The sequence below is a fragment of the Actinoplanes sandaracinus genome (assembly GCF_030009775.1).
Taxonomy (GTDB): Bacteria; Actinomycetota; Actinomycetes; order Mycobacteriales; family Micromonosporaceae; genus Actinoplanes; species Actinoplanes sandaracinus.
Map to the genome: position 1 here is coordinate 247,388 of NZ_JASCTH010000006.1, position 23,742 is coordinate 271,129.

Here is a 23,742-nt window from a genome sequence, read left to right on the forward strand (position 1 = left end):
CGATGTCTTCGTCGTGCCCTGCTGAAGGAGTCCCGTGACCGCCACACCACCGACCCGTCACCTGTTCGGCCGGGGTAGCTGGCCGGAGGTCAGCCGGATCGGCGACATTCTGCGTACCGAGACCGTGGGTGGTGCGCTGTTGCTCGGTGCCGCGGTGCTGGCGCTGGTGTGGGCGAACTCGCCGTGGTCGGGCGGCTATCAGGATCTGGTCGCGTGGAAGGTCGGGCCGCATGCGCTGCATCTGGATCTGACTCTCGCCCAATGGGCGGGCGACGGGCTGTTGGCGATCTTCTTCTTCGTCGCCGGTCTGGAGCTGAAACGGGAGTTCGTGGCCGGTGATCTGCGGGATCCGCGGCGGGCGGTGATGCCGGTCGCCGCCGCGGTCGGGGGGATGGCGGCACCTGCTCTGATCTATGTGGCGATCAACGCGAGCACCGAGGGTGGGGCGTTGTCCGGGTGGGCGGTGCCGACCGCCACGGACATCGCGTTCGCTTTGGCGGTGCTCGCGGTGATCTCCACCCATCTCCCGGTGGCGTTGCGGACGTTCCTGCTGACTCTTGCGGTGGTCGATGACCTCCTCGCCATTTTGATCATCGCGGTGTTCTACACCAGCTCGCTGTCCCTGCTGCCGTTGGCCGCCGCGCTGGTGCCGTTGGGGTTGTTCGCGGTGCTGGTGCAGCGGCGGGTCCGTTCGTGGTGGCTGTTGCTGCCGTTGGCCGCGGCGACATGGGCGCTGGTGCACGCCTCCGGCGTGCACGCCACGGTGGCCGGCGTGCTGCTCGGGTTCGTGGTCCCGGTGATCCGCCGCAGCGGCGGGGACGGTCCGGGGCTGGCGGAGCATTTCGAGCATCGGTGGCGGCCGTTGTCGGCCGGGTTCGCGGTGCCGGTCTTCGCGTTCTTCGCCGCTGGGGTGTCGGTCTCCGGCGCCGGTGGTCTCGGGGAGACGTTGCGGGACCCGGTGACGATCGGCATCGTCGCCGGTCTGGTGGTCGGCAAATGTGTCGGGGGGCTCGGGTCGACGTGGCTGGTGCAGCGGTTCACCCGCGCCACCCTCGGCGACGGCGTGAGCTGGTGGGATGTGCTCGGTCTGGCGCTGCTGGCCGGGATCGGGTTCACCGTGTCGCTGCTGATCGGCGAGCTCGCGTTCGGGGTGGGCAGTGCGAAGGACCAGCATGCCCGGATCGGGATTCCGGCCGGGTCGGTGATCTCGGCGTTGCTCGCGACGGTGGTGCTGCGGGCCCGTAACCGCCACTACCGACAGCTGCGCGCGGCAGATGAACGCGACACCGACGCCGACGGCATCCCCGACTTCTGGGACGACGACACCGCACGACGCTGACCGGTGCCGTGCCTTCCCGGCGGATGCGGGATGGGCGAACGGTGAGCGGAAGGTGTGCGGGAAGTCTGGTCGGCGGTCATATCCACGCAACCGCGAAGGGCTTCCCATGACCAGCGATCTTGCGCCGCGCACTGCCGGCCTGACCAAACGGTACGGGCGCCTCACCGCCCTCGACGATCTCACCCTCGACGTGCCCGCCGGTGAGGTGTTCGGGTTCCTCGGCCCGAACGGCGCCGGCAAGTCCACCACCATCCGCCTGCTGCTCGGCCTCGCCCGCCCCACCGCCGGGCACGCCTGGGTGTTCGGCGTCGACGCAGGAACCCGACTCGGTTTGTCCTGGTTACCGGGTTGCTCGCGGCCGCAGTGGGCGCGTACTTCGATATTCCGGCGCATCGGTGGGGAGTGGTGGGGATCCTACGCTTCCCAATGCCGCTGGTGATCTGTGCGGTCTGGACGCTGTACACCCGGTGGGAGTGGCTGGCCCGGCCCAGGATGGCGGGCTATGGCGGTATAGCCGTCGTCGTGTTCTTCGCGTTACATGTAGGGGTTTTCGCCATTGCGGGCTTCGCCGGTATGGCGTTGCGAGATGCGGGCATACCGGTTCCCTTCGCCATTGCTGGACTGATCTATGCCGTGCTGATGATTTCGACCGTGAGCTTCGCCGGTCGTCGTCTTGCGGCCCGCTACGCCGATCGGTTGAGTCGGGAGCCTCGATGACCCCCGACTCAGAAGAACTGAATCCGATTATTAACACCACTACTCGGCTCGCCATCATGGCCGTACTGGCTGCGGTTGAGGAGATGGAATTTGCCCTCGCTCGAGATGCGGCCGGCATGCATCGACACCAAGACCGTCGAACTGCAGAACTCGATCAACGACAAGCTGGCGTACGTGCCGCCGCCGGCCCAGGGAAAGGTACGTCAGGGCTGGGACGACTTCTGCGCGTTCATGCGCCGTATCTGGGACAACCTGGCGACGATCTTGTCGAACATGGGCTCGCTGTCGGCGTTGTCGACGACCGCGCAAGCCTGGAGTGACCGGGTCGGTGTCCCGGTCAGCGGGCAGGTCCAGGCCGCCGACGCCGGGCTGCTCACCGTCGACGACAACTGGGACGGCGACGCCGCCGACGCGTACCGGCAGATGCTGCCGTTGCAGAAGGCCGCGCTGGAGAAGGTCAAGATAACACTCACCGACGGGCTGGCGACGGCACTGGGCCAGGTACACCTCGGCATTCTCGTGTTCTGGTCCGGGCTGGCTACGGCGCTGGTCTCGCTGGCGGTCGGCATCTTCGGCGCGCTCGCGTCCAGCGCCACGATCTTCGGCGTACCGGCGGCGCCGTTCATCGCGGCCGGTGCGGCGGTGACGGCCTCGATAGCGTTGATCGCCGGCTGCGAGACCCTGAAGGCATGCTGCACATCGGCCAACACCACGCTGCGGCAGAAGTTCGACGACACGAGCTTCTTCCGGGGCCACTGGCCGCCGGCAGGCACAGCATGACCGCCGCGCCGACCGAACGCAGCGGCAACACGCTGCTCGCCGTCGTGGGTATCGTGGCCGCGTTCGCCGATGGGGTGGTCGCCTGGCTCGGCGCCACGGCATGGCAGTCGTACCGCGACGGTGGCCTGACCATCGAACAGGCCGCGCCGTTCCTCGTCATGGCAGTGTCCGCCGCAGTCGGCGCACTCCTTGCGGTTCTCGCGATGATCGCCCTGCTGCGCCGTGGCCGTGGCTTGGCGCGGGGCACGCTCAACCTGACCTGGCTACGGCTGGGTGCGGTCTTCGTAGCGCTAATGATCATCGCGCTCACTGTCGGTGTTTCCGCGGTCGGGACGGTTGGCATGGCATTGGCCGTCGGTGACGCGTTCGCGGGCTTCGTCGTCACCGGTGTGGCCACACGCCGGACCCGCGATGGATGAACCGATCGCCGTCGCGGGAGGACCTGTGCTGCTCGGCGGAGGTTGTGTTCGTCACGGTCGGCATGGTGGCTCAACGCCGCCGTGACCACCGGGAGCAGGAATGATGGTGCGAGTGGGCCCTACCGGCATGGGCAGACCTTCACCAGTAGACCCTCGATCGCCCGCGGCCGACGGGTTCCCGGCGAGGCGAGCTTCTCTGTGTCCAGGATCGTGCAGGCCGACGGGTCACGGTGGCAGACTGCGCGGGAACCAACGCCGACACGAGCTCCACCCCGAGTTGGCCATAACGACTGTCCGCCCCGTCGTGGTCGAGTGGAGTGGCCTACGAGAAGAGTCGCCCGATGCCGTCACCGATGATCCGGGCGGCATCGTCTGCCATGAAGGCGGAGATGGGTCCGTCCGCCACCTCGACCAGAAGGTAGCGCAATGCCCGCAACTGGATCTCCATGCCTGCTTGGTCGACTGGCGAGGCGGTGGCGGCCTGTTCGGCGAGGGCTACATGCTCGCGAAGCTCAGCTTCCTCCGAGCTGTTCAACCCAAGCATGTCTGTCGCGTCGCGCAGTGCCCGGCAGAGGCTCAGCACGTCACCGGCTGTCCCGGCGATGGGGGAAGGCGCCATTAGTTCAGCAAACCGGACCTCGGCACATGATGCAAACGGATCCGCCCGACCGGTCGAGGTAGGCATGGCCGGTATGACCGGGCCCATCTCGACCGGGGAGGGGTGCGGGCGACGACGAGATCGACCCGTGAGCTCTCGCAGGTATGGTCCGGCGCGGCGGCTGTCGCGTCCGGATGGCGCGCTGGCGGGCTTCGCCGGGAACGGAGAGTTACTCCTCCGACGAGGTAAATTACGGTCAGTTCCGTTGACCATCCCACCCGACGCTCTGCTGGCTGGCGACCAGTTGCAGTCAGGTCTCACTGGGAGCTCGATCCTCTGATGAGCTGGTAGGAATCCAGCTAACTGCCTTGCTGAACAGGCTTCTGGGCGGGTGCACGATGATGGGGCCCGACGGCGTCTACAGGGTGATCTGTAGATCGAGCCGGCGGGTCTATGTACGTGGGCGGGAACCGCCGGCTATCGTTCACTCATGCCTAGCCCGTACCGTGTTGTCGATCTTTTCGCCGGGTGCGGTGGCATCACCGAGGGTTTTCGTCTCACTGGACGGTATGTGAACGTCGCCGCTGTCGAGCTAGAAGTCGACGCCGCGTCGACGTACGCCGAGAACTTCGGTGAGGACCACATCTACCAGGGCAGCATCGTGGATTGGCTGAGAGACGGGACGGACGTGCCGGAGGCGGACGTCGTCGTTGGCGGGCCACCGTGTCAGGGCTTCTCGAACCTCGGCGCCAGACTTGAGGACGATCCGCGGAACGAACTGTGGCGTGAGTACGTGCGGGTGCTGGCTCTGATCCGCCCGAAGGCGTTTCTGATCGAAAACGTGCCCGGATTTTTGCAGAGCCGCCAGTTCACCGATCTGGAAGCCGAGACCGAAGAGGGCGGATCGCTAGCCGACTATGTCCTGGAGAAGGACGTGCTCGTCGCGGCTGACTTCGGGTCAGCTCAGGTCAGGCGTCGCGCCATTGTCATCGGAACGCGTCGTGATCTCCTCAAGGCGATCGAAATCCCGAGCGGGTCGGTGGCTCCCGAGAACAGGAAGACCGTCCGTCAGGCCCTTCGCCACGTACGCAGACATGTCCCGGAAGACCGCCGGGACCTGCCGAAGAGGGCGGCTCGGCATTTCGGGACGACTCTTCCCGGGCCGTTCAAGGGCCGAGACCTGCATGTCACGCGCTTCTACGAGGATCGTTCGCTGGAGCGCTTCGCCGCGATCCCTCCGGGCGGCAACCGCTTCGACCTTCCGGAACACCTGAAGGCACCGTGCTGGATCAAGCACACGTCCGGGTCTGGGGACGTCATGGGAAGGTTGTGGTGGGACCGGCCATCAGTGACCATCCGCACTGAATTCCACAAGCCTGAGAAAGGCCGCTACCTGCATCCCACCGAAGACCGCGCCATCACTCACCTCGAGGCGGCTCGACTGCAGGGATTCGGGCCGCACTTCAAGTGGTGTGGAACGAAAGATCAGATTGCTCGCCAAATCGGCAACGCCGTCCCGGTCGAGCTTGCCCAGGCGCTGGGCAAGCACATCGCCGAAGCACTCGACGACCGCGCCTGACCACCCCATATTGTCGTAGGGCTCGGATAGGGTTACCGACCGTGGACGAGGCACTCTTCGAGATGTTCCTGGACGTGGCGTATCGACGCAGCCGCGACGTCGCCGTCGAAACCTTCCGCAAGCACCATCCCGACGTGGTGGACGCGGTGGTCGCCGAATTCGACCGGAGAACCGCCAAAGTCAAGAATGGGTATCCCCCGAAGATCCTCGCGGCCCCAGGCAAGCGCGACGGCGGCTGGTATGCAGGCCCGCAACCGAACGACGTCTTCTGGCCGCCGTTCAAAAAATTCCTGCTCGACGAGAAGAACTGGCCGGAGGACCGCGTCGACGTGCTGGACGAGGTGTCGTCGAAGATCATCGGTTTCGCCGACGACCCCGCCGAGTTGAAGTTCCAGACCAAGGGCCTCGTCGTCGGTCATGTCCAGAGCGGGAAGACCACCAACTTCACCGCCGTGGTCGGCAAGGCTGCCGACGTCACCTACCGCGTCGTCATCATCCTTTCCGGTATCCACAACGGGCTGCGGATGCAGACTCAACAGCGGCTCAAGGAGCAGCTCTTCGACCTGAACGCGGGCGGTTGGATCGAAATGACCGACGTCGAGCGCGACTTCCGGAGGCCGACGCAAAGCGCGGTCTCACTGTTGCAGCCCAACGGCCAGAAAGTGGCCGTGTTCGTGGTCAAGAAGTGGCACACCGTGCTGGCGAAGCTGATCCTGTGGCTGAAGACTGCCCGTCCGACGCTGGCAAACATCCCCGCTCTGATCATCGATGACGAGGCCGACCAAGCCAGCGTGGATACGAAGCAGATCAATCCCAAGATCCGTGAACTCCTCGCGCTGTTCCCGCGAGCGACGTACCTGGGTTACACGGCGACGCCGTTCGCGAACGTGCTCATCGATCCGAACGCCGACGACCTCTATCCGGAGTCGTTCATCGTCAGCCTGCCGAAGCCGGACGGCTACTTCGGAGCGGAGACGATCTTCGGGCGTGACGCCGTCGAAGGAGAAGCGCGGGGAGCGGATCTAGACGGTCACGACATGGTCCGCATCATCGGTGATGATGAGGTGCCATCGTTGCGGCCGGCCAGTCGGGCTGCGACCGCAGGGTTCACACCGGACCTGACCGACTCGCTTCGTGAAGCCGTTCAATACTTCTGGCTGGCCACCGCGGTTCGTCGTTCCCGCGGCGATGCAGGCCACTCCACCATGCTCGTGCATACGAGCATGACGACTGCAATCCACGAGGCTTTCCGCCCGGTTCTCCAAGCCTTCCGAAAGCGAGTTCTGGACGGGCTCGAAGCCCAGGATCCAGTAGTGCTGGAGTCGGTGCGGTCGCAATGGCAGGACGAAGCCGGTCGTGTGAGGCTGGGCGAGTACCCGCCGATCGACTTCGACGCCTTGCAGCCCTTTTTGCAGCAGGTCGTGCATGACACCAAGATCGTGCTGGATAACTGCCGCAGCAAGGACCGGCTGGACTACACGGGCGCCCCCGTAACGGCGATCGCCGTCGGGGGAAACACCCTCTCCCGGGGCCTGACGCTTGAAGGACTAGTCACCAGCTTCTTCGTCCGCTCTGCATCGACCTACGACACCCTGCTGCAGATGGGCCGATGGTTCGGTTTCCGATCCGGTTACGAGGACCTTCCGCGGATCTGGATGACTGAACGGCTGCGATCGTGGTTCCGGCACCTAGCCGCCGTGGAACATGAGATCCGGCTGGACATCGAACGTTACGAGGAACAGGATCTCAGTCCCCGCGACGTCGGCGTGCGGATTCGGACTCACCCGGTTCTCAACGTGACGGCGAAGATGGGCGCCCACAGAATCGCCTACGCCTCCTATGGAGGACGCCGCGTCCAGACCAGGTACTTCCCTGAAGACGATAAGACCTGGCTGGAGAAGAACCTCGTCGCAGGACAGAAGCTGGTGGAGGCGGCTGTCGGCGACGGTGTCATCGTAGAAGATGCCGACGGTGTGCTGTTGCTGCGTGAGGTCGACGTCGCGCACGTCATCGAATTCCTGGCGAAGTATCAGGTCCATGGGGACTCAGCCGACCTCAGAACTGACCTGATCACCAAGTACATCCGCAAGGAGAACAAGCAGAGCGACTCATCACTACTGACCTGGACCGTCGCAGTAGTCGGTTCTCCCCCGGAGGGGGCAGACGACGATCACAGGATCACATTCACTGACGGGTTCACCGTCGGAACGGTCAACCGATCGAAGCTCAAGGAAAGCGGCGGATCGAAAGCCGACATCAAGACGCTGATGAGCAAGGAGCACCGCGTCATCGACCTTGACATCGCACCGGCGGCCGCCAGGCGGATGCCCGAGGCCGACCTGATCGACAGCCGCGATCGGGACCCGGGCCATCGTCGACAAGGGCTGTTGCTGCTGTATCCGATCGCCAAGGACTCGCCGCCTGATCCGGGCAACGAACTAACCCGCGCGCCGTTACAGGCCGCCGCTCACGTACTGGGCATGGCTCTGGTTTTTCCCGGTACCGCCGACGACTGGGTACCGAACGTCAGCTATATCCAGGTCGATCTCCGGGATCAGGCCATCGACGCAACCGACATGGAGGAGGAGCGTGCCGCACTGTCCGAGGACGATTCGTGACGGACGGCATGCAGGCGACCGTGCGTACGGGCTGGCGTCTCGCGGCCTCGCGGCGAGCCGAGGGTGCGGTGGCCACTCTCGATCTGCCGGTGTCCACCTACGTGGGGCCGGCCGCACTCGGCCTCGACGGCCGTGGCGATCACCATCTGCTGCTGCCGGTTGACGACGATCACGCTGTAGTCGAGGACGGCAGGTCGGCGCACGTACGCGTCGACACCCGTCTGCTTGTGGTCGACGGCCGCCGTCGCCGCTTCGTCGACGTCGTATGTCACCGTCCCGATCTCTTCGAAGTTTTCGACGAGATGGTCGTGGCGCTCCTTCAGGGCATCGGCGAGACACCAAGCGGGGTGGGCGAGGTAGTCGAACGGGTGCTTCAGCAATGGCGGGAACTGCTGCGCCCCAGCGCCGGCATCCTCGGCGAGCGTGAGCTGCGGGGACTGATCGGGGAGCTCCTCGTCCTGGAACTACTCGCCGACGCAGGCCTGGTAGGCGCCGTCGAACGGGTCTGGACCGGTCCGGACAGAGCACCGCACGACTTCACTCTTGGCCGGCGCCGAAGGGTTGAGGTCAAAACCGTCGGCGTACGCGGTTCCATGGTGAAAATCCACGGTCTCGACCAGCTGCACCCGAGTCGCGACCGTGACCTCGTCCTGGCTCTGGTGCGACTCGAGCCTGCAGCGGACGGCCGTTCGCTGCCGGATGTCGTCGATACGCTGCAGACCTTGGTAGGAGACAGGGTGGGTCTGCGTCGTCAGCTCGCCAAGGCCGGGTATGCGGAGACGGACGCCGACCGGTACCGCGACCGCAGATACGTCCAGTCGAACCTGTACGCCTGGTCCGTGGGAGTCGACTTCCCCCGACTGGACGTCGACTCGTTCAAGACCGTGGTCCCGGACGAGGTGGCTGGCGTCGAGTATGAGCTCGACCTCGCAGGTCTGACGCCGTACGCGGCGACGGACCGAGCCGCCGGGCAGCTGATCTGTACGGGATCGGTACAGTGACGACGCGCTGGTGGTCACAGCGGTTCCCCCCGGAGGGCTCTGCAGCTTCGGAAGGAATCCGCAGACAACTCGGGACCCCGCGTCTGGATCCGCTCGCCGTTCTGGTGCGTGAGGCCGCCCAGAACAGCTCCGACGCGCGTAGCGGTGATCATCCGGTCGACTTCAGCATCTTCCTTCGACGTCTCGACCCCGACGCCCGCAGGCGCTGGAGTGACGCCCTTCTACCCGAGCCTGCCGACGGAGGCTCGCTGGGGCTGGCCGCGTGTCTGGCCGACGAGTCGTCGGTCATGTTGACAGTGTCCGACCGCAACACGACCGGGCTGGGCGGGCCGCTGCGAGCGGATGAAGTCGGCGACGATCCGGACTTCGTCAACCTCGTCCGCAACATCGGTGAACCCCGCGACAAGGAGTTCGGCGGGGGAACCTACGGATTCGGCAAGGGCATCCTATTCACCACCAGCACGGCGGGCGTCATCCTCGTCCGCTCACGCTGTCTGTGGCAGGGCCGAATCCAGACCCGTCTCATCGGCGTCGCCCTCGGCCACAGCTTTCAAGCCGAGGGCGTCCCGTACACCGGACGCCACTGGTGGGGGACCACAGGCGGTGACGGCGTCGTCGACCCCCTTCTCGATGACGAAGCGGACCAAGCAGCTCATGTACTCGGCCTTCCTCCCTTCGAAGGACCAGAGTTCCGTGGGACCGACATAGTCATTCTCGGCGCTAACCTCGGCCGACGTCTCGGCGAAGCAGACGAGGAGCACCCTCGTAGCGTCGAGGAAGCAGCCGAGTACATAGCCTCGGCGATGTTATGGAACCTTTGGCCGCTGCTGTCCGCGGCCGACGGCGCTCGACCGGCAATGACATGCCGTGTCGTCACGGACACCCGAACCCTGGAGATTCCCGACCCGGTCACGGTGCCACGGCTTTGGCCCTTCGTGACCGCTTTAAGGGCCATCGACGCCGGCGACGCCAAGAACATCGTACGGCGCCAGCCGACACAGCTCACGACAGGTTCCTTCTTCGCCGTGACCAGTGTGTCTCCGAATAGACGCGACTGGCGAGACACTGCAGCACCGTTTATCGGCCCAGCTCGTCACTGCGCGCTCATGAGGCAGGCTGGCCTCGTCGTGACCTATCTCGAAGGTCCCGCCCTGCCCGACGACGACCAGCACTACGGTGCAGTCTTCCGCAGCAGCCGCGACGCCGATGAGTCGTTCGCCTCCGCCGAACCACCCACCCACGACGCCTGGGTGACCGACGGCCTCCCCGAACTAGACCGCCGCACCGTCGAGACGGCCGTCCGCGGGATCCGTTCACGGCTCGCCGACATCGCCGCCGTTGCAACCGAGGGAACGAACACGGTCGCGACACAACCACCGCTCGGTCACCTCGCTCAGCGACTGGGCCATCTCGTCGCCCCCACAGCTGTCTCTCAGCCCGACGGCACGAACCCCTCCAAGAGCGGCAGGGCGGGGCGCGGACGTCGACCCGCGGCCTCGTTTATCCAGCCGCCTCTGCTGACGCTCCTCGACGGCGAACCACTTGTTGTCGCCATGGTCGAGGTCGCCGACAGCGCCGAAACGTTGTGGCTGACGGCTGAAGCCGTCGTAGCCCTCGACGTGGGCAACGAAGCAGAACCGCCCACCGGCGCCGCCAGCCCGCATGTCGTCGAAATGCAATCCGACGACGTCCGTGTTCCCGGCGGACGCGTCCGTATACGTCCGTCGGATCCGCGCCGGTGGACGATCCTCGTCAAACCCGTCACCGACGCCGCCACGCAGGTCTCGGTTCACGTCAGCCCTGTCGGAGACAACGCTTGACAACATCCGTCTATCCCTATTTGCGGCCGAAGGCCGATTGTCTGACCATGAGCCCCTGGCAGTCGGCCGCCTCCGACGGCGCACCGGTCGCTCTTCCTCCCACGGTTGTCGCCTGGGACTACCAAACGGACCTACAGCTGAGCAGGGAGGTCCAAGTAGACCCCGACGCCCTGCGCCAGCAGGCCGGACTTCCCGCAGACGTGCCACTGTTGTGCGTATGCGAATGGACGGCGTCGAGCTCGTTGCTATCCGGCATCCTCGACCGCGTCGCGATTCGCTCCCAAGCAGTCCACATCCTGCAAGGTCGTATCGCCGGGACTGACCTGGGCGGCTCGCTGACACTGCGTACCGCTGTGGTCGTCGCGGCGGACACGACGGACCCTCGACCCTTCATCGCGGCCCGTGCTGGCGAAGTACTACTTGATGACGTCGTCACCACCCGCCTCGACGGCGACGACGCTATGTTCCCCGTCAGCGTCTGCGACTTCGCGGCAGCAGGCATCGACTCGCATGCCCGCTGGTACTTACAGACTCCGGCCGACCCGTACACCCCCGTCATGGGTGGACTACGGCTTTATCTCAACGCCGACGACAGAGAGTTGGTCAACGCCGCGGTTCGGGCTGCCGCTCCATCCCCAGCCCAACAGCGACTCATCGACGACATGCGCCACGACGTGACGAGACAGCTCGTCGATCTGGTCCTGCTGCGACAGGATTGGATCGAGGCTCTCCCGTCCTGCACGGTCGAACCCGAGAGCTTCGGCGCGAGCCTCGCGATAGTCCTGGAAACGCTGTTCCCCGGTGAACCCCACCAGACACTTGCCGCGCAGCGCGTGGAACGTCCCGGAGACTTCGCCGCCAGACTCCAAGGCGCACTTCGCCGAGCCACGGCCGACGGTGCACTATGACCCTTCTGCTCTATCCCAGGCTCACACCCCTGGCTGCTCGCGCTGTGCTAGCCGAGCACACCGGCAAGACTCTCGAGGCATTACGACGCGGTGCCGAACTTCGGCATCCCGATATGTACTACGCGGCGACGGGCGGTGAGCCCGCCGGCGTTGAGCACCTCACCGTGCTTGCCGACAAGCTGAGAGGATCGGTGGTCGATCACGGCTATCCCAACGCGGTAACCGATGCCGCCCATATTTCCGCAGATCGTGCGCTTGCCGCCGCGATGATCGACACCATGCGGCTGCGCCCGTCAGAGGCCGCCGCAAAGGACTTGTGGACGTTTCTCGCCGTTGGTCTTTTGCCCGACGTCGTCGCCTGGAGGTGGCAGAGCCCGACCAGCGAGCAGCGGTGGATCTGCTCTGACATAACCCGCCACGCTCTCGGCCGGCTCTGGTGGCAGGCATACACCCTCGGAACCAGGACGGCTGTCGGCACCACCGACACCGCCCTGCTGCAACGCCTCAGCGAATCCGACCTCAACCAAATCTTCGAACGCCGTGCCATCGGCGGGCGCCCCGCGCTCGCACGGGCCATTGCCCGTGCTGTAACCGACCCCGACCTCGCACCACCGCACATCGCACGGCGCCGCATAATCCGCGACGTCACCAAACGAGTACGACGTCTGCTGCCCTTCACTCTCTTCCTCACGCTGCCTGACGAACGTCTTCAGACCAGGATCGACGACCTAGTACGGGAGTCCGTCAAGGCGCTCGAACAGACGCCCAGGAGGACATAGCGATGAACAGCGGGCCAAGATCCTCCTGGGCGTCCAGCCCCGGGACTCGGGCCAGCATGCAGGCCAACAAATCCCGTGATACCAAGCCGGAACTCGCCCTTCGACGCGCTGTCCACGCCCTCGGCATGCGCTACCGAGTCGGTATCCGACCAGTAGCAAGCCTGCGCCGTACCGCCGACCTCGTCTTCACCAAAGCGCGCATAGCCGTATTCCTCGACGGGTGCTTCTGGCACGGCTGCCCACAGCACCACAGTGTCGCAAAGACCAACGCCACATTCTGGGCCAATAAGGTCCGCCAAAACCGCGAACGCGACGCCGAAACCGACCGGCTCCTCAACGAACTCGGCTGGACCGTGGTGCGAATCTGGGAACACGACGAACCCGGCGCAGCAGCAACGAGGATCCACAACCTGCTGACCGAGCGCTCACCGAGGCCGAAGGACAGCCATGAGCGTTTGGAACGTCACGAAACCGTCGAGTAAGCGTAAGAAGTTGGCGGTCCTGCAGACCGCACCCGGCCACCGTGGTCCCATGAAAGGCCTCACGAGTCACCTCTCATCGGCTAGGTAGTCCCGATCTTGGTTTCCAAGACCAACGCTCCTTTCAGTGGGCCCCCTGTAGGCGCCAGACGTCAGCACATTGCGGGTTCGGGCGATCTCACTGGCCTTTCTCCCGAAGCCTGAGTCGTCCACATCGCCCTCCAGGACTGCTCGATAATGCTCGTAGAATGACTTAGCCCTGGCATGGATTTCTGCCCAGGTGAGCAACTCGATGTCGTCACGATCCTGCCAACCCTTCCGCGCCGTGCCCGACAACGTGTAACCGCTCCCGGTGATGACGGCCATCGAGACCTCGCCCGTCTCCGCTTGACGAAGTTTCTCCGCATACCGATCTATCTGGTGGAGATCGTCGATGGACACCGAATGCCCTGAGCGCTTGATCTCTATAACGACCAACCGGCCCTCGCCGCGAAGAGCGAGGAAGTCATACCGTGTTCGATCATCGGGGTCGGCATCTGCGAAACCCCATTCGCGCAATTGGCTTGTGATGCGCTTCTCTTCGGCCAGGACCTGCCATTCAGGGTTGATCAACCAAGGGAAGTCGGCAATAAGATCGTGCATGTTATCGCGCCCAACGCGGGGAGCGGTCTCCGGCGCATCGTCGACGATCATCGAATGGAACTTGTCCACGATGTCAAGTCGCCCCTTGACAACCTCCAATACGGCGCGGCTCTCGAGTACCCGCCATCCGCGCAGCAGATCAATCGTCTGCTCGAACTTCTCAGGATCTTCGATCACCAAGTCCAGTTGCTCGATATAGTCGTGGAACTGCCGATATTCATAGGCTCGAAGGATCGTGTCAGCAAGTGCCTCCAATCGCTCCGGATCTGTGTTCGATGCGCCGAGAGCGCCGATGAATCGCCTGGCCTGTTCCTTGGACTTCCTGTCGAGAGCGTCGAGTCTTTTGGCGAGATTAGGGTTGTCCTGAACCCGCTTTTTGGCCTGGTCGCCTTTGCGTGAACTGTGTTCACGCAGCAGCCTGCGGACGACTGTTTCCCCCCATTGTCGAAGCGCTGAAACCGACTCGTCAGACCAGTCGACTTCCTGCCGGTCGGTGGAAATGTGGTCGCTGTCGTCGTCGGCGCCGTCATCGAGGAAGTCGGCTTCAATGACACCGGTTAGGTACTTGGTGCCGTGCTGGCCGGAGGCCCTACTCTCTACACCGAAGAAGAAAGGGGGAGCCTGAGCTGTCTTGCCACGCACGATGACAACGAAGCCCTGCATTTCAGTGGAAAGAGTCTTATCGCTGAAGCCGGCCCACCACGTTATGCGATTACCGTCCGGTAGTTCTTCCTCTATTTCTCCCTGTTCGGGCTCCCGGTGAGACAAATTCACTGGCGCATCGTTGATCGCCACGCCGTTAACTAGGATCAACATCCGGCCGCGTACGGAGCGGCTGAAGCGGCGTGCCAGGTTGTGTCGGAGGAGTTCGGGATCGAGAGCTGATGCATGCTTTAAGTTACTGAGTGTGATACACGTTCCGTGATCATCTGCGTTAGGGATCGTTCGCACCGATCCGGGAAGCGTCAGAGTCCGGACATCGCCAGCTGGAGTCTTGAGTAAGTCGACATCCAGCGTGACCGTCGTGTTCGAACCATCGCGCCACGTATCGACCTTCATTCGCTGAGCAAGACCGAAGCCAGCCAGCTTCCCAATGCCTTTGCGGCCCATCGGCTTTCGGCCGCCTATCTCCGCTTGGCCGGCCGCTCGGCGGTTGCGACCGATCACGAGATAGTCGGACTGGAGACTCTCGTCAGTCATTCCGGCGCCGTCGTCACGAACTATGATCTCGTCCTGCTCGCGGTTGTATGTCCTGGGGTCCGGAAGAGTGATCACGACTTCTGTAGCCCCGGCGTCCCATGCGTTCGCCACCAGCTCCGCGAGCGCTGCGTCGCGCCGCTTATACATCTGCACGCCTAGATGTTCAAGTGTCCGGCCCATGACCGCGATACTGAAGTCTTTCTCGACCGGAGCAGCACTCGACGTCATGCCATGAGACTACTGGGCTCGGACCATGTTCGGGGTGGTCGGAGGCCCTCAATCGGCGCACTCTTGGCGCCATATCTCGGCCCGAGACATCGATGCCGGGTTCTGACACACTCAGGGGATGTGAGACGAGGCCCTCGGAGATCTACATTGCTCTCGTCGCGCCCGCGTCCCTATTGAGGAGGCGATCATGATTCCAGTGGCTCGCGTGAAGATGGACGCCAACATTCCTCCCCATGCCACGTTCTGGATACCAAGCCTGGAAGACATCGGCGAGGAGGGATTCGGATTCTTCCACGATACGTGGGCAATCACGGATGTCACACTCGACGAGGCCAGGGGCATCCTCGAAGAAGAGGAAAGAATCATCGCGTTCGTCGATGATGTCGCGACCTCTCCGGACATCTTCGAGAAAATCTTGAAGATCATCGAATCCGGCGAAATGACGGAGATGCCGCCGGATCTCCTATCTGCCGAACAGTGTTCAAACCTCGAAGAGATACTCATTGGAGAGGACTCACCGATCCGGCAACTAGATCTCGGTGTGGTGAGTTCTGTGTACTCGTTCTCGGCGGCCGGCTGTTTCCCTGCAGCGAGCTGCCGGGGACACGGCTCGGGGTACTCGTGGGCGTCCAATCCGGTCGTGTACATCGCCGCAGATCGACCACATGCCGAGGCGATACAACCACTGGTAGCGGAGTCAGGATGTGGCCTCGCATTGGATGAGGTGCGCCCAGACTTGATTGTTGTCCAGGCCCCGTCGATTCGGGAGATGCTCACGCTCTCCAGTATGTTGATCCATCGGATTGATGATGGGCTGCCGACCATGCAGCCGACACAGCTTTAATTGAACGACGGCAGATGTTCGCGGCGAAGGCGTTGGCTGCTAGCGGAACAAACTATGGAAACTGTAGTTTCGGTTACTGAACCGATCTCATGGGCCGCCGTGACCGCTGGCCTCGAAGACTCGGGAATCTGGCATCGCCCTATCGGTACGCAACGATGCCGATATGAACGGCAGCCTCCAACGCAAGTACCAGCGCATCGGGGAACGATGCGGCATCGAGGTCCGATACGTCGTACGCCCGCTGCGACCACGGCCGTGGGACGGGCTGGGGTCAGCCAGCCGCCAGCTCCGTCGGGGCATTAGTGATCGAACAGCGACTGTTGCCCGTCAACCTCGATGTGGTCGTCTGCCGTTTGTTCCTCATCCGAGGGCGACCCCCAGCGCAGAGGCGGCGGCGGATCGTGTGCGGCCTTAGCAAGGATCGCTTCGGCCAAGTCCATCATCTCGGTGATCGATTGCGCGTGGATCGTCAGGAATTCCGGACGGTTGTAGTCGACGTCGAATCCGCAGAGGGTGCTTTCTACCAGCGGCTGCAACCAGTCCGCGTGCTCCCGGTCGATGGCGGCCACAACAACTGGCCGCTCGGCCCAGGAACGCTCCGCATGGCTGCGGCAACTGGCGGCTGGTACGCGCCCGATTGCGGCTAACGCATACGTCAGCCCGGCGACCCCCAGTTCAAGGCCGCACAAACTGACCGACCGACGTCACCGTGTTCAGAGAGTGCGGCCATGCCGACTTCGTCCTCTGGATCGTCGGACGGGAAGTCAGGATTGTGCCACTCGATCAGTTAGCAAAGTACTCAAACGCCTCAGGGTCGGCGGCCGTCGCGTCGACTGCGATTGCCGCCGTCCGCTCGTCGGCTACCACGTCGGCCGCCTCCGCTAACGGCACGTCAAAGATAGCCCAGACACCTTGGAAGAATCCGATTCCCTCGTCGTGGATCTCGCCTTCTGCCGGCATCCAGAACGCAGCATGCCGAGGCGGAACCGGGTAAAGATCAATATCTACGCGGGGGATCAACCGCGCCTCCCCTCAAGGCGCCTCTCGACAGTAAATCACGTCCCGCATCCCCAGCAAGTGTGTCGATGCATCCAATTGAATCTTCCGGGGTTCGGATGGCCATGGTGAAAGTCGCCTCACGAAAGCCCGGTTCGAGGGAGAATCGGCGCGACGATAGTGACACCTGGGGTGCTTTGCCGTTATTGGCCCGCGGCATCGATGACCGATCATGGGGCGGGGAACCGACCAGTCCCGTGAACGTGACGTCCGACCGTGTTAGCTATCTCGAACTTGCATGCTAGAAATGTCGAGCGCCCCCGTCTATCGCTGGATACCTACCATTCGGCGTTCGCGATCATTGCCCGCTTCTTCGCAACCCCAGTCGAGCCTTTGCCCTGGGATTCGTCCAATATCTCCGGAGTTGTTAGGAATAGATGGCTGCTTGATGACGGCTGTCAGTCCTATTCCTTCATGGGGTGGTGCGGACTCCATCCGTTCAAGTGAGGGCGCAGATCTTCCGGGCCTGGCTCGAAGGTGAAATCAACAGTTGCGAGCGTTGGTGCGCCGACGGTGGGGTCGATCTTGTCGGCGTGGGCGCGTGCCCAGGTCAGCCAATCGGCGAGTTCGCTGTCACCGGGCGCCCGGCCAGGTTGACGCCGACGCGGCATTTCGGATCACGCCGGCGCCGTTGATCGCCCGAAGCACAGCGAGGACCCGGGGGATCGATTCCGGCGAGACCCGCAGGTTGGTCGGGTCCTGTTCGAGGACGCTGTAGTCGGCGACCGCGGTGACGCGATTGTCGCTCTGGTCGAGGCGTAGCCGGTTCCAGTCGGTGTCATAGGGCTGCGCCGCCGAGTACAGGCGGATGACGAGGTCACCGGTGTTGCGGCCGGTGTGCCGCAGGTCGTAGCCGTCCGGCACGAGTTTGTGCTGCTTGGCGGCGTGGATAGCGCGCCGATAGCTCGCGCGGGTCTCGGTATCCGGATCCGACACCGTCACGGTGCCGCCGCTGGTCTGGAGCCGCTCGATCAGCGTGGTCGCTTCCTGGATCATCGCGGTCCGCGCCGTCGGCTGCTGGCCCACTCCGCCCGAGACTGCTGGCGTGGACGAGTTCTTCGAAGGGGCACCGCTCGCCGTGTCGGTCAGCTCTGGGTGCCGGCCGTGGTCGAGGTAGTAGCGGCCGCGTTGAGTCAAGGCAGCGGACCAGCGGCCGTCTCGACGTGACACCGTGACCAGGCGGCGGCCCTGCAAGGCTCGCGCGGTGTGTTTCGCGCCTTCGCCGGGCATCTCCGCTTCGGGGCATCCGGCCTCCACCCAGCGCAGCACCTCGACTTGGTGCGGCTTCAACGGGGCAGCGATGTCGACCATCGGCCAGTTATACCGAGCCGTTCCCTCCCTGAGATAGACCCTCATCATCCGGCTATTCCGGTCGATCCCCGGCGCCCATGCGGTCGAAGCCGCGCTGCACATGCGACAGCGCCAGCAGCAGCCCGGAACTGGTCAGTTCGACGCCACCGCGGGCCGCCCGGACCGGCATCCGGCCCGGGGCGGACCAGGCCAGCCGGCCCCGCTCGTCGATGAAGCCCCGGGACTCGCCCCGGTTGTCGGCGTGCAGGCAGTACGGCACGTCCAGGTATCCCTTGGCGAACGCCCGGCACAACGCCGTACCGATGTCGTCGTCGAGCTCCAGGACCGCTTCGATCAACGCGCGCGCCTCCGCGTAGACACCGGTGTCGCCGGGCGGGCCGTCCGCGGGACCCTCGGCGGCGGCGACCCTCGACGCGTACTCCAGGGCGGTGACGTTTTCGGCGATGGTCGGGATCCGGTGCGCCTCGGCCGGGGTCTTCACCAGCAGCCGGCACGCGCCGCCGTGTTTCGCCAGCCGGGCCGACGCGCCCAGCAGCTCCAGCGCACCCGCCCGGGTCCGGGGATAGACCCCCATGTAGGTGTAGAGAACGATGTGGGTGTCGAGGCCGGGCAGCCACTCGCCGATCAACCGGTGCAGGGCGGCGAGCGCCTCCACGTCCTGGTCGTGGTCGACCTGCTGGGCGTAACTCAGCGACACGCTGCGCAGGCCGTGCTGGGCGAAGAACATCCCCTCCAGCAGGGTCACCGCGACCAGCAGACCGGGCGGGCAGAGCTGGCCCAGCAGGCAGCCGCCGAAACTCTCCAGATGCGGTTCCACCCCGGCCTCGCGCAGCCCGGCGTAGGCCGCGCAGCACCGCTTCCAGCTGTCCACCGCCTCGCGCAGTGGAACCCGGCTGTAGGGCAGGCAATAGGACACCGGGCCGCCCTCGGTGGCGTCCACCCCGTTGGCCAGCAACGCGGCGAAGATGTCCTCCGGCCGGGCCGAGCCGTGCCGGACCTGAACCGGCATCCCGCCGGCGCGGGCCTCCGCAAGCACCTCACGGGTGATGCCGGTGCCGTGCGCGACGATGGGGAACCCGTTCAGCGGCGCCCCGTCGACCAGGGCGCGCCGGGCGGCCTCGTGCGCGCCGACCCGGGTGTAGCTGTCCAGAGTGATCGTGCCGACGGTGCAGGCCCGGGACCGGGCAACCGTGGCCAGGCCGTAGCGCATCACAGCCGGGTCGCCAAACCCCATCCGGGGCTGCACCACCACCTCGCCCCGCCGGTGCGCGGCCGCCACCGCGGCCGCGAACGGGCCCGGCGTCACGGTGCTCACCCCGCCTCCACCAGCACCGGCCGGCGGACGAAGTCGAGGAACTGCCGGGGGTCGGAACCGTCGGCGAAGACCGCGTCGAAACCCGCGGCCAGCAGGTCGGCGGTCTGGGTCTCGTCGAGCGGCCCGGCGGTGCCGAGCTTGCCGCCGATCACCATCGGCACCCCGTCCAGGGCGGGATCGGTGCGCAGCAGCTCGGCCAGCGCCCATCCCTCGGTGTAACCGTGCCCGTTGACCGAGCTGACCACGACCAGATCCGGGCGGTGCTGCCGGCACTGCTCTAGGAAGAACCCGGCCGGCACACACACGCCGAGGTTGACCACCCGGTACCCCATCTCGCCCAGCAGCAGCTGCAGAAACATCAGGTTCCACATGTGCGAGTCCGATGCCACAGTGCCCAGCACCGCCGTACACCGGGTGTCTTTCATGCCCGGACCTTCGCCTTCTCGGCGGCGGCGTCGAGCGCGTCGATGAATCCCGGCAACCGCTCCAGACCCCAGAACCGGTGCCGGCCGGCCAGGAAATAGGGGACCCCGAAGATGTCGTCCTGATAGGCCCAGTCGAGGGCCTCGACGGCGGCGGCTCGCAGCGACTCGTCGCCCGCGGCGCCGGCGACTTGATCGGGGTCGAGGCCAGCCTGCGCCGCGACGTCGCGCAGCACCGCGGGATCGCAGAGGTTCTCACCGCGCTCCCACCGGGCCCGGACCGCCGCCTGGTAGAACTGGGGCCCCAGCCCTACCGCGTCGGCGTGCAGCCAGAGCAGATGCGGGACCTCCCAGTCCTGCCCGAGGTCCGCCGGCCAGGTCATCCGGTAGCCGAACTTCTGGACCAGGCGCTCGGTGTCGGCCAGCAGGTAGAGGTGTTTGGCCAGGGTGATCGGGGTCTGCAGGACGCCCGAGCCGCGGGCGTCGAGCGCGTCGCGCAGCCAGGGCTTCGGATCCCAGTTCGGTACCAGCCGCACGGTGGCGGCCAGATCCGGGCGGGTCTCCTCGAATCGGCGCAGCGCGAGCCAACTTCGCGGGCTACGGAACGAGAAATACATTCGGGGTGGCTTGCGCATGGTTGCTCCTGTCCGGCCGCGTCATGCGGTGGGCACTCGTACGGTGTCGAGAAAGGCCCGGATCTCGGCGCCGACCCGGTCGCTGTCCTGCACGTGAATAAAATGCCCGGCACCGGGCCGGGTGTGGATGGTGGCGGCCGGCATCGCGGCCCGCAGTGCCGTGGTGCGAGGGCCGGCCAGGGCCGGGTCAGCCGAACCGGTGATCACCAGGGTGGGTACCCGGACGTCACCCAGCGGGAGCCGCGAGCAGACCAGGAACTGGTGCAGCAGGGCTTGGACACCGCCCGGCCCGATGCGGTCCAGCGTCTTGCCGATCATCGTCTCGACGAGCCCGGGATCCAGCGTCGTGGCCCGGGGGCCGAGACGCAGCCGGACCCCCTCGGCGATCACCCCGGCGAACCGGGCCGACTCCCGGGCTACGAGCTCGGGACCGTCCTCGTCACCGGGTGGCCGGTAGTGCGGCGCGACGAGCACCGCGGCCGTCGGGGTGAAGCCGAACGCGAGGAGCTCCAGCACCGCGCCCGCCCCGTACGAGTGGCCGGCCAGCACGGTGACCGGCTGGGGAACCAGGGCGACGGCGGCGGCGAGCAGGGCGGCCGGGCCGGGATCGGCCCGCCAGGCGTAGTCGCCGCCGGGGCGCCACGGCAGGTCCAGCGCATAGGGCGTGAACCTGCCGTGCAACCCGGCGATCAGTGGCTCCCAGCTGAGCCAGGAATCCTCCATGCCGTGCGCGAGGACCAGCGCCGGGCCGGTGCCGGGACCCCGGTGGACGGTGATCCGTTCACCACCGTGGACGGAGTCGGCAACCCGATGCCAGTCCACCGTCTCAGTCCTGCCAGCCGGCGTAGCGCGACACGATCCGATATACCGCGCCGAGGTTCTCCATCTCCGGCAGCTCGGTCTGCGGGATCTCGATCTTGTACATCTTCTCCACCCGGGCCAGGATCTCGATGGCCCGCAGCGAGTCGGCGTCGTGCTCCTCCACGAAATGGCTGGTCTCGGTGATCTTCTCGGGCTCTACCTCGAGGACCTCGGCTACTACCTCGCGCAGCTCTTCCATCCGGTGGTTGAGTACCTGGGTCATGGTGATAGTCCTTTCAACGGGATTCACGGGTTAACGGAACCGGCCACGGCGGCCTCGGGCCGGGCGATGGCCAGCATCGACGCGACGACGGCGATGAGCCGTCCATCGACTCGCGTCTCGCCGCGCATGACGGCGCTGTTCTCTTTCAGTGACTCCACGACGACCTCGTGGCGCAGGACGTCGCCGGGGTAGGCGGAGCCGTGGAACTCGAAACCCCGGGCCGCCCCGAACATCAGGGTGCCGTCGAGGACGGTGCCGCCGTCGCGGGCGGAGAGCACCCAGAGTGCGGCACCGGCCTGGCCGAGCGATTCGACGAGCAACGACGACGGGTAGGCGAACGACGAATGCGGCAGCCCGTCAGCGAGACCGGCGAAACAGGGTTCGGTGCCGGTCACCGCCTTGACGGCCACGATCCGCTGGTTGGGCGTGTACTCCAGGACCCGGTCCACCTGAAGGATTGGGTGGCGGTGCGGCAACACCCGGGTCAGGTAGGCGTACTCAAGCATGGTCCCCGGCCTCGTGGACCCGAAGGTCCAGGGTGACCTTCGCGACCGTCGCGCCGTCCTTGCGGCGGCACTCGGCGACGACCAGGACCCTGGATATGTCGTCCGGGTCGTCGCGCAGTTCGCACTCGGCGGTCAGCTCGTCCCCGGGCCGTAGCGGTGCTTTGAAACGCACCGAGCGGACCTCGGCCAGGGTGACCCGGGTGCCCGGCTCCCGCCGGCTCTCGACGAGCCCGCGGCTGGCCTGATAGACCGTCTCCACGGTGAAGACGCCGGGGTAGATGGGAAATCCCGGGTAGTGGCCCTCGATGTACGGGTCGTCGGCCACGATCCGCTTGGTCACCGTCGCGCCGGCCGTGGTGAGCTCGACCCGGTCCACCGCGTCGAGCGGTACGGCGTAGTTTCGTGTCACTTTCCCTCCCCATCGTTCGGCTGTGTGCTGTCAGTTCAGTCGAACGGCCTCGAGAAACACTTGCGAGCGGCTCGCGGGAGCTACAGCACGATTCCGCCGTCGACCTGCAGCACCTGGCCGGTCAGGTAGGCGGCCCGGTCGGAGGCGAGATAGGACACCAGGTTCGCCACATCGGCGACCTGGCCGAGGCGGCGCAACGGGATCATCCCGATCGCCTTCTTACGGGCCTTCTCGGGCAGCTCGGCGGTCATGTCGGTCTCGATGAAACCCGGCGCGACCGCGTTCACCCGGATGCCGTACGGGCCCAGCTCCTTGGCCAGTGACCGGCTCAGCGCGTTGATCCCGCCCTTGGTCGCCGCGTAGTTCGCCTGGGTGGCGTTGCCGTAGACCCCGGCGACCGACGACACGTTCACGATCGTGCCCGCGTGCCGCTTCATGAAGCCGAACGTCACGGCGTGGCAGAAGTTGTAAGTGCCGGTCAGGTTGGTTTGCAGAACCGAATCCCACGCCTCGTACTCCATCAGGACCATGGGGGCGTCCCGGACGATGCCGGCGCTGTTGACGAGCACGTCGATCGGGCCCAGCTCCTCCTCGGCGCCGCGGACGAAGGCGTCCACGGCGGCCGGGTCGGCGACGTCACAGGGTGCGTGGTGCACGCGTACGCCGTGCTGTTTGATCTCGTCGGCGGTGATCGCAGCCGCCTCGCCGCCGGTGCGGTAGCAGAACGCGACGTCGTAGCCGTCCGCGGCGAGTTGGACCGCGACGGCCCGGCCGATGCCCCGGGACCCGCCGGTGACCAGAACGGTGCGCTTCTCCACGGCGATCAGCTCCCGTCCGCGGCCATGGCGGCGACCAGGCTCCGCGGCCGCATGTCGGTCCAGCTGTGCTCGATGTGGTCCAGGCACTCCTGCCGGGACGCCTCGCCGTAGGTCGTGACCCAGCCGGCCGGTACGGCCACGAAGGACGGCCACAGTGAGTGCTGCCCCTCGTCGTTGACCAGCACCAGGAACTGACCTTCGTCGTTGTCGAACGGGTTGGTGCTCATGGTGTTCC

The 23,742-nt window shown here is 65.5% G+C and carries 27 protein-coding genes; 13 read left to right on the forward strand and 14 right to left on the reverse strand.

The genetic code is table 11. The annotated features are described in order from the left end of the window. The first annotated feature begins 34 nt into the window (after positions 1–34). The 5 genes from nhaA to QLQ12_RS11555 all read left to right on the forward strand — a co-directional run bounded on the left by nhaA (position 35) and on the right by QLQ12_RS11555 (position 3,255). Complete coding sequence (nhaA, locus tag QLQ12_RS11535) at positions 35–1,339, forward strand: Na+/H+ antiporter NhaA (RefSeq protein ID WP_282759282.1); 1,305 nt, start codon at positions 35–37, stop codon at positions 1,337–1,339. 106 nt (positions 1,340–1,445) lie between these two features. Then, positions 1,446–1,778, forward strand: coding sequence for an ATP-binding cassette domain-containing protein (locus QLQ12_RS47060; protein WP_407651460.1), 333 nt, complete (start codon positions 1,446–1,448; stop codon positions 1,776–1,778). Beyond that, on the forward strand, positions 1,766–2,056 hold the full coding sequence (locus QLQ12_RS11545) for a hypothetical protein (protein WP_282759283.1): 291 nt from the start codon (positions 1,766–1,768) through the stop codon (positions 2,054–2,056). Before QLQ12_RS47060 ends, QLQ12_RS11545 begins: the two co-directional genes overlap by 13 nt. A 90-nt stretch (positions 2,057–2,146) precedes the next feature. Further along, positions 2,147–2,836 carry a hypothetical protein gene (locus tag QLQ12_RS11550; RefSeq protein WP_282759285.1) on the forward strand — a complete coding sequence of 230 codons (690 nt, stop codon included), beginning with the start codon at positions 2,147–2,149 and terminating at the stop codon, positions 2,834–2,836. Further along, positions 2,833–3,255: a hypothetical protein gene (locus tag QLQ12_RS11555; RefSeq protein WP_282759286.1), complete on the forward strand. Its 423-nt coding sequence runs from the start codon at positions 2,833–2,835 to the stop codon at positions 3,253–3,255. The genes QLQ12_RS11550 and QLQ12_RS11555 overlap by 4 nt, the downstream gene beginning before the upstream one ends. 322 nt (positions 3,256–3,577) lie before the next feature. Here QLQ12_RS11555 and QLQ12_RS11560 read toward each other — a convergent pair whose 3' ends face one another. Next, positions 3,578–3,874 carry a hypothetical protein gene (locus tag QLQ12_RS11560; RefSeq protein ID WP_282759288.1) on the reverse strand — a complete coding sequence of 99 codons (297 nt, stop codon included), beginning with the start codon at positions 3,872–3,874 and terminating at the stop codon, positions 3,578–3,580. A 469-nt stretch (positions 3,875–4,343) separates the two neighbouring features. Here QLQ12_RS11560 and QLQ12_RS11565 point away from each other — a divergent pair, with 469 nt between their 5' ends. Genes QLQ12_RS11565 through QLQ12_RS11595 form a run of 7 tightly spaced genes read left to right on the forward strand, consistent with a single transcriptional unit; the run spans position 4,344 to position 13,040 of the window. Beyond that, positions 4,344–5,432: a DNA cytosine methyltransferase gene (locus tag QLQ12_RS11565; protein WP_282759290.1), complete on the forward strand. Its 1,089-nt coding sequence runs from the start codon at positions 4,344–4,346 to the stop codon at positions 5,430–5,432. A 41-nt stretch (positions 5,433–5,473) separates the two neighbouring features. Beyond that, positions 5,474–8,050 (forward strand): Z1 domain-containing protein, encoded by a 2,577-nt coding sequence (locus QLQ12_RS11570; protein ID WP_282759292.1) that lies wholly within the window; start codon positions 5,474–5,476, stop codon positions 8,048–8,050. Then, entirely contained in the window at positions 8,047–9,051 is a 1,005-nt protein-coding gene (locus QLQ12_RS11575; protein ID WP_282759294.1) for a PD-(D/E)XK motif protein, read from the forward strand. Before QLQ12_RS11570 ends, QLQ12_RS11575 begins: the two co-directional genes overlap by 4 nt. After that, positions 9,048–10,871, forward strand: a complete 1,824-nt coding sequence (locus QLQ12_RS11580; RefSeq protein WP_282759295.1) for a hypothetical protein — start codon at positions 9,048–9,050, stop codon at positions 10,869–10,871. Before QLQ12_RS11575 ends, QLQ12_RS11580 begins: the two co-directional genes overlap by 4 nt. Further along, positions 10,868–11,779: a hypothetical protein gene (locus QLQ12_RS11585; protein ID WP_282759296.1), complete on the forward strand. Its 912-nt coding sequence runs from the start codon at positions 10,868–10,870 to the stop codon at positions 11,777–11,779. Before QLQ12_RS11580 ends, QLQ12_RS11585 begins: the two co-directional genes overlap by 4 nt. After that, the gene (locus tag QLQ12_RS11590) at positions 11,776–12,558 is read left to right on the forward strand and encodes a DUF6339 family protein (RefSeq protein ID WP_282759297.1); all 783 of its coding nucleotides are present in this window, start codon (positions 11,776–11,778) and stop codon (positions 12,556–12,558) included. Before QLQ12_RS11585 ends, QLQ12_RS11590 begins: the two co-directional genes overlap by 4 nt. A gap of 56 nt (positions 12,559–12,614) precedes the next feature. Continuing rightward, the gene (locus QLQ12_RS11595) at positions 12,615–13,040 is read left to right on the forward strand and encodes a very short patch repair endonuclease (RefSeq protein ID WP_282759299.1); all 426 of its coding nucleotides are present in this window, start codon (positions 12,615–12,617) and stop codon (positions 13,038–13,040) included. A 66-nt stretch (positions 13,041–13,106) separates the two neighbouring features. On the opposite strand, the gene QLQ12_RS11600 is transcribed toward QLQ12_RS11595, so the two are convergent. Further along, positions 13,107–15,107, reverse strand: coding sequence for an ATP-binding protein (locus QLQ12_RS11600; protein WP_282759301.1), 2,001 nt, complete (start codon positions 15,105–15,107; stop codon positions 13,107–13,109). Positions 15,108–15,294: 187 nt separating this feature from the next. On the opposite strand from QLQ12_RS11600, the gene QLQ12_RS11605 reads away from it, so the two are divergent. Then, complete coding sequence (locus tag QLQ12_RS11605; RefSeq protein ID WP_282759302.1) at positions 15,295–15,951, forward strand: hypothetical protein; 657 nt, start codon at positions 15,295–15,297, stop codon at positions 15,949–15,951. Between the two features lie 299 nt (positions 15,952–16,250). Here QLQ12_RS11605 and QLQ12_RS11610 read toward each other — a convergent pair whose 3' ends face one another. The 12 genes from QLQ12_RS11610 to QLQ12_RS11665 form a co-directional block, all read right to left on the reverse strand. Next, a complete protein-coding gene (locus tag QLQ12_RS11610; RefSeq protein ID WP_282759303.1) occupies positions 16,251–16,520 on the reverse strand; it encodes a hypothetical protein in 270 nt (89 codons plus the stop codon). A 214-nt stretch (positions 16,521–16,734) separates the two neighbouring features. Next, on the reverse strand, positions 16,735–16,971 hold the full coding sequence (locus QLQ12_RS11615) for a hypothetical protein (protein WP_282759304.1): 237 nt from the start codon (positions 16,969–16,971) through the stop codon (positions 16,735–16,737). Positions 16,972–17,580: 609 nt separating this feature from the next. Continuing rightward, positions 17,581–18,363 carry a hypothetical protein gene (locus QLQ12_RS11620; RefSeq protein ID WP_282759306.1) on the reverse strand — a complete coding sequence of 261 codons (783 nt, stop codon included), beginning with the start codon at positions 18,361–18,363 and terminating at the stop codon, positions 17,581–17,583. Positions 18,364–18,370: 7 nt separating this feature from the next. After that, on the reverse strand, positions 18,371–19,624 hold the full coding sequence (locus tag QLQ12_RS11625) for a methylaspartate mutase (protein ID WP_407651467.1): 1,254 nt from the start codon (positions 19,622–19,624) through the stop codon (positions 18,371–18,373). Positions 19,625–19,629: 5 nt separating this feature from the next. Beyond that, complete coding sequence (locus tag QLQ12_RS11630) at positions 19,630–20,058, reverse strand: cobalamin B12-binding domain-containing protein (RefSeq protein ID WP_282759309.1); 429 nt, start codon at positions 20,056–20,058, stop codon at positions 19,630–19,632. After that, the gene (locus QLQ12_RS11635) at positions 20,055–20,690 is read right to left on the reverse strand and encodes a 2-hydroxychromene-2-carboxylate isomerase (RefSeq protein ID WP_282759310.1); all 636 of its coding nucleotides are present in this window, start codon (positions 20,688–20,690) and stop codon (positions 20,055–20,057) included. The genes QLQ12_RS11630 and QLQ12_RS11635 overlap by 4 nt, the downstream gene beginning before the upstream one ends. A 21-nt stretch (positions 20,691–20,711) precedes the next feature. After that, on the reverse strand, positions 20,712–21,512 hold the full coding sequence (locus QLQ12_RS11640; RefSeq protein WP_282759311.1) for an alpha/beta fold hydrolase: 801 nt from the start codon (positions 21,510–21,512) through the stop codon (positions 20,712–20,714). 4 nt (positions 21,513–21,516) lie between these two features. Then, complete coding sequence (locus tag QLQ12_RS11645) at positions 21,517–21,774, reverse strand: acyl carrier protein (RefSeq protein WP_282759312.1); 258 nt, start codon at positions 21,772–21,774, stop codon at positions 21,517–21,519. A gap of 23 nt (positions 21,775–21,797) precedes the next feature. Beyond that, positions 21,798–22,280: a 3-hydroxyacyl-ACP dehydratase FabZ family protein gene (locus tag QLQ12_RS11650; RefSeq protein WP_282759313.1), complete on the reverse strand. Its 483-nt coding sequence runs from the start codon at positions 22,278–22,280 to the stop codon at positions 21,798–21,800. After that, positions 22,273–22,689 (reverse strand): hotdog family protein, encoded by a 417-nt coding sequence (locus QLQ12_RS11655; protein WP_282759314.1) that lies wholly within the window; start codon positions 22,687–22,689, stop codon positions 22,273–22,275. Before QLQ12_RS11655 ends, QLQ12_RS11650 begins: the two co-directional genes overlap by 8 nt. 80 nt (positions 22,690–22,769) lie before the next feature. Further along, positions 22,770–23,507 (reverse strand): 3-oxoacyl-[acyl-carrier-protein] reductase, encoded by a 738-nt coding sequence (gene fabG, locus QLQ12_RS11660; RefSeq protein ID WP_407651461.1) that lies wholly within the window; start codon positions 23,505–23,507, stop codon positions 22,770–22,772. A gap of 5 nt (positions 23,508–23,512) precedes the next feature. Beyond that, positions 23,513–23,734 carry an MbtH family protein gene (locus QLQ12_RS11665; RefSeq protein WP_282759316.1) on the reverse strand — a complete coding sequence of 74 codons (222 nt, stop codon included), beginning with the start codon at positions 23,732–23,734 and terminating at the stop codon, positions 23,513–23,515. Positions 23,735–23,742 lie beyond the last annotated feature (8 nt).